5 protein-coding genes are annotated in these 5,260 nt (G+C 71.7%); all 5 read right to left on the bottom strand.

The window, feature by feature from the left end; all coding sequences use genetic code 11:
• Window positions 1-191: 191 nt before the first annotated feature.
• The gene (locus tag VMF70_11710; protein HTT68689.1) at window positions 192-1,532 is read right to left on the bottom strand and encodes a DUF5723 family protein; all 1,341 of its coding nucleotides are present in this window, start codon (window positions 1,530-1,532) and stop codon (window positions 192-194) included.
• A gap of 10 nt (window positions 1,533-1,542) precedes the next feature.
• Window positions 1,543-2,154, bottom strand: a complete 612-nt coding sequence (locus VMF70_11715) for a hypothetical protein (GenBank protein HTT68690.1) — start codon at window positions 2,152-2,154, stop codon at window positions 1,543-1,545.
• A 5-nt stretch (window positions 2,155-2,159) separates the two neighbouring features.
• The gene (locus tag VMF70_11720) at window positions 2,160-3,545 is read right to left on the bottom strand and encodes a trypsin-like peptidase domain-containing protein (protein ID HTT68691.1); all 1,386 of its coding nucleotides are present in this window, start codon (window positions 3,543-3,545) and stop codon (window positions 2,160-2,162) included.
• A 30-nt stretch (window positions 3,546-3,575) separates the two neighbouring features.
• Window positions 3,576-4,562, bottom strand: coding sequence for a Stp1/IreP family PP2C-type Ser/Thr phosphatase (locus VMF70_11725; protein HTT68692.1), 987 nt, complete (start codon window positions 4,560-4,562; stop codon window positions 3,576-3,578).
• Window positions 4,559-5,260: hypothetical protein (locus VMF70_11730; protein HTT68693.1), on the bottom strand; the 702-nt coding region annotated here is incomplete at its 5' end. The genes VMF70_11725 and VMF70_11730, both read right to left, overlap by 4 nt.

The raw sequence follows: 5,260 nt of genomic DNA on the forward strand, positions 1-5,260 counted from the left end.
TGAGAGGTGAGACGGGAGAGGTGAGAGGGGAAGGGCGTGAGAGGTGAGAGGTGAGAGGTGAAAGGCGTGAGAGGATGCGAGCCTCTCACGCCTTTCGACCACTGACTTCTCACCTGGCCTCTCACCTCTCACCTGCGCTTCTCACTTCTCACCTGGCCTCCTCACCTCTCACCCCTCACCTCTCACCGTGTTCAGAATATCAACCCCAACCCGACCCCCACCCGCACCCCCGGGCGCGTCGATCCGAAGATGTCGGCCGCCGCAAGGTCGAGGTTGATCCCCACCACCTGGAGCCCGATGCCTCCCGCGATCATCGTGGCCCCGGCGAAGTCCGACGCCAGGCCCGCCCGCAGCGGCAGCACGCCCAGCACGCGGTACTCCGCCCCCGCCGAGAGCAGCTGGCTCGGCTGCAGATCCAGGCCCTGCTTCAGCCGGACCTGCGCGTCGGCCGCCAGCGTGAGGTCGCCGTCGCGCAGCGCGATGCCGGCCCGCGCCAGGCGGGAGAAGTCCCCGTTGGCCAGGAGGTCGCTGCGCAGCTTGGCGGCCGTGGCGTCGCCCCCGATCGCCGCCGCGTCCTTCAGCGTGAGCGACGAATCCTGCAGCGTCACGAAGTCGCCCGCCGCCGTCAACGAGTCGTGGCGCAGGGTGCGGCTGTAGTACAGCCGGTCCGCGTCCCAGGTCATCTTGCCGATCACGTTGACCAGCACCGCCGAGAGCGTGATGCCGCGGCCGGCCAGCTGCAGCGTCCCCCCGAGGTCGACGCCGTAGCCGCTGCCGGCCCGGCCGCCGCACATCCCGCTCTGGAAGGGGCTGAAGGTCCCGCAGTTCGAGGCGTAGTTGGTGTAGATCGCCTGGCCGGCCTCGGTGGCCGAGAAGTTGGCGCCGGAGTTGACCTGGGTGCCGAGGTCGGTGGCGCTGCCGATCAGGTGGCCGATGACGTACTTGTAGGTCGCGCCGACCGCGAGGTGGCCGAGCGGGATCTGGAACGGCCAGGCGAAGCTCCCCGCGATGGTCGAGGCGGCCCAGGCGCGGCCGTTGGAGCCCTGGGCGGTGAACACGTTGGACTCGCCCGGCCGCGGCGCGTTGCCGAACAGCGCGAGCCGCACGGCGTCCTTCCCGACGCCGAGGTTCATCTGGCCGGCGGTGCTCACCAGCAGCGCGAACGGGCCGACGGAGAATCCGAACGGCGCCACGCCGATGAGTGCGCGGATGGACAGCGTCGAGTCCTTGATCTTGTCCAGCAGCGTCTGCTTGTCCGTGTCGCTGAGGTAGGTGTTCGCGTACTTGCGGACGTCGGACAGGCCGTAGGCGTTGCTGCCGAACTCCAGGTTCAGGTGCGGCAGGTCGATGCTGAAGCTCGAGTGTCCCACGGCCGCCAGCATCGCGGGGTTCCAGGCGACGGCTTCGTAGCCGCGCGCGCTCGAGGTGTAGGCCCCACCCATGCCGAGCGCGCGGGTCGACGGGTCGGAGAGCTGCGCCTGCATCAGCGCCGGCACGAGGAGGCCGGCCAGGACGAGCGAGAAGCGCTTCATGGCGGTCCTCCTACTTGTGGGAGACGGCGACCCGGATGGTCACCGACAGGGACAGGGCGATCGAGTCGGCGACGGTCACCGTGACGGGGCTCGCGCTCGGGTTGCTCACCTGCCCGCGCAGCACGATGTACAGCGGCCGGCCCTCCTCGCCCGCGTTCTTCAGCATCGCGACCGTGGCGCTCGCCAGCGTGTCCGTGAAGGTCTTGGTCTGATCCGCGGCCGACATGCTGACCGCGAAGGGCACCATCCCGAACCGCGGTGCGGTCGCGACGCTGGAATCGGAGATGAACAGCGTGTCCGTGACCGCGACGGCCGTGGTCTTGGTGGCCGTGAGCGTCACCAGGTCGCACGACAGCCCGGGGCCGGTGCTGCAGCGGGTCGAATCGGTGACGTTCTTCAGCACGTCCCCCAGCACGCCGCTCACCTCCTGCTGCTGCACCGGGAAGCTGTCCGGCGCCTGGAGGCCGGCGGCGATCACGCCGGGCGTCAGGTGGATGTTGTGGGTGCTCAGCGGCACGTACATGTCCGCGTCCCAGCGGGGCGCGAACGCCGGCTCCTTGCAGGCCGTGAACACGGTGGCCGTCACCGCGCCGAGGAGCGCGAACGCACGGCGGAGACGCATGAGGACTACTCCCGCGTGGAGGAGGACGACAGGAGGGGGGCGGCTCGCTTGATGGGAAGGCCGAGGACGATCCGGCCGCCGGACTCCTTGAGGCCGCCGAACTCGATGCCGATCACCAGGCCCTGGCGGTCGAGGATGGGACTGCCGCTCGCCCCCGTGCCGCTGTACGCGTCGAGCTGGAGCAGCGAGTCGGGCAGGATCTTGCCGATCGTGCCGGGGGCCAGCGTCGGCTGCACGATCGGGTGCTCGGCGGTGCCGCCCATCGGCGCGTCCAGCCCGAGCGGGAAGCCCAGGAGCGCGATGGGGTCGCCGACGCTGGCCGCCGCGCTGTCCGGCTTGAGGCCCCGCACCGCGGGGAAGGTCCCCGAGTCGGTGATCTGCACCGTGGCGATGTCGGCGTCGCGCGACACGCGCTCGAGGACGGCGCGGAGCACGTCCCGGGAGCCCGCGAACTGCACGGCGATCATGACCGGGCTTCGCCCCGTGTGGTCGATCACCACGTGCTTGTTGGTCAGCAGCAGGCCGCTCGCGGACACCGAGAAGCCGGTCCCCGTGAAGCTCGAGTCGTCGGGGAACTTCACGTACAGCATCGCGACCGCGCGGGCGTTGGCCCGGTTGATCGCGGCCCAGTTGACGCTCTGCGCCACGGTGATGCTCTGCTGCCGCCGCTGGACCGCCGCGTACTGCTGCTGCAGCGACGCGAGCCGCGCCGGGTCGCGCTCCGTGGCCAGCTCGGCCCGCAGCGCCGTCGCCTCGGAGTCGGCCCGGGCCTGCGCGACCCGGAGCGTCCGGAGCTCCCGGCTCAGCGAGTCCACCACGGTCCCGATGGTGGCGAACTGCCGCTGCGCCGTGTGGCCCTGCCACAGGACCACCCCGACCGCCGCGACCACCACGAACGCCAGCACGACCAGGGCCCAGCGGTACCGCGCCGCCTGCTGATTCACCTGGGCGCGCAACACCGACGTGGCGGACGGCGTGGGGGGCGTCCGCGGCGCGGCCGCGGCGGCGCCGCCGGTCGTCTTGAGCGGCGGGGACGCGGCGGCCGGCGCGTGCACCGCCGGCACCACCTGCTCGGCGCCGTCGGCCACGGGATGGAACTCCACCTCCGGGCCCTGCGGCCCGAGCCGCACGCGGTCGCCCGCCTTGAGCTCGCGCTCGCCGTCGATCCGGCGCCCGTTCACGAAGGTGCCGTTGCGGCTGCCGAGGTCCCGCACCACGAAATGGTCGCCGCTCCACACCACGGCCGCGTGCCGGGTGGAGGCGTCGAGGTCCTGGTTGGGATCGAGGGCGAGATCCGACTGCGGGTCGCGGCCCAGCGTGAGGTACGGCTTGTCGAAGAACTCGCGGTGCCCTGCGCGCCCGCCCGACATGATCCTCAGCTCACATCTCATGCGTGACGTGCGCCTCCCCGCGAGCGGGGGCTAGAAGAGCCACCATTTCTTTCGGCCGGGGTCCGTCTTCCGCTTCGTGGGCTCCGTCTTGCGGCCGGCGACGTCCTCCGGCTGGTAGACCGGCACCGGCTCCGTCGTCGATTCCGTGTCGAGCAGCGGGTAGACCTGGTGGCCCAGCGGCTCCGTGCCGTCGGGGTTCGGCAGGCCGCCGCCGAACCTGGCCACGATGCACGTGATGTTGTCCGGGCCGCCCCGCTCGTTGGCCAGGTCGATAAGTTCCTTGCAGGCGCTCACCAGGTCCGTAGCCTGGGTCACAATGCCCAGGATCTCCTCCTTCTTGACCAGCCCGGAGAGCCCGTCGGAGCACATCACCAGCAGGTCGCCGGCGCGGAGCTCCTGGCGCGTCAGGTCCACCTTCACGTGCGGATCGGGACCGAGCGCCTGCAGGATGATGTTGCGGCGCTCGCTCACCGCCGCTTCCTCCTCGGTGAGCTCGCCCGCGTCCACCAGCCGCTGCATCAAGGACTGGTCCTTGGTGATCTGGGCGATGCGGTTCTGCCGGATCAGGTACCCGCGGCTGTCGCCGATCTGGGTGAGGTAGAGCGAGCCCTGGAACACGCCGGCCGCGGTCGTGGTCGTGCCCATCCCGCGGACCTCGAGGTGGCTGGAGGCGTACTCGTGGATCTGCTGGTTCGCGAGCTCGACCGCTTCCTTGAGGCGGTACGCGAAGCGCTGCTCGGTGACCTCCTGGTCGCGGCCCCACTGGGTGACCATGTGGTTGTACACGGTCGTGGTGGCCATCTCGCTGGCCACTTCGCCGGCGGCCGCCCCACCCATGCCGTCGGCCACCATGAACAGCGTCCCGCGGCGGCCCACCTCGTGCTCGCGCACGTCGGGCTGCAGCGAGGCCTTGCGCGTGGTGAGGTCGGCGACGATGAAGCTGTCCTCGTTGTGGTCGCGGGCCTTGCCGACGTCGGTTCGGCCGAAGACCTGGACCTTCACGGGTCGGTCGGTCATTGGCCCGGCGCCTTCCACTTCGGGTCGAGGCGCACGGCTCGAGCGTGCCAGGATGCGTAGGTGATGGTGTCCCCTTGCGTCCCGTACGATTGCGCGACGATCTCCGCGGCCTTCGCACGCACGGCGTCGGGTAGACTGGTGACCTCGTAGTACCGCTGGGCCGTGGCGCGGCCGGCGCTCGGGTTGTCGCCCATCGCCTGATCCATCGCGGTGTTCAGGTCGCGGTTGACGGCGTCGATGTCCACCGCCCCCGACGGCGGATTGGCGGGTTCGGCGCCGCCCGGCTGGCCGCGCGGCGGCGCCGTCGGTGTCCCGGCATGCGCCGGGCGGCCACCCGCGTTGCCCGGATTCGCGGGCGCCGGGTTCGCCGCGCTGGTGTTCGCCGCCGTCTGCGTCCCCGTGGGCGCCGGGGCCGGCGCCGCGGCCTTGGACGTGTCGGCCGGCGGCGCGGCGTGCTGGGTCGGGCCCCCGCCCCGCATCGTCATCACGGCCACCACGGCGATCGCGCCGACGCCGACCACGCCGCCGAGCACCGGCACCAGGGGGAACTTGCGGGTCGGCACCGCGGGCCGCGCCGCGGTCGGCGCGGCGGGCTTGGCCCGGTGCGCCTTGAGCGCGTGCTCCGCGTCCATGAGCTGGGTCGCGGCCGTCGTCACCGGCTCCGCGACCCGCGTGCCGGGCACGGCCGGTCCGCCCAC

It is taken from the genome of Gemmatimonadales bacterium, assembly GCA_035502185.1.
Taxonomy (GTDB): domain Bacteria; phylum Gemmatimonadota; class Gemmatimonadetes; order Gemmatimonadales; family JACORV01; genus Fen-1245.

Excerpts from the sequence above, each read along its gene's own strand:
- VMF70_11720 (HTT68691.1), bottom strand. The coding sequence starts at position 3,545 with ATGAGATGTGAGCTGAGGATCATGTCGGGCGGGCGCGCAGGGCACCGC.
- VMF70_11725 (HTT68692.1), bottom strand. The coding sequence starts at position 4,562 with ATGACCGACCGACCCGTGAAGGTCCAGGTCTTCGGCCGAACCGACGTC.
- VMF70_11715 (HTT68690.1), bottom strand. The coding sequence starts at position 2,154 with ATGCGTCTCCGCCGTGCGTTCGCGCTCCTCGGCGCGGTGACGGCCACC.
- VMF70_11710 (HTT68689.1), bottom strand. The coding sequence starts at position 1,532 with ATGAAGCGCTTCTCGCTCGTCCTGGCCGGCCTCCTCGTGCCGGCGCTG.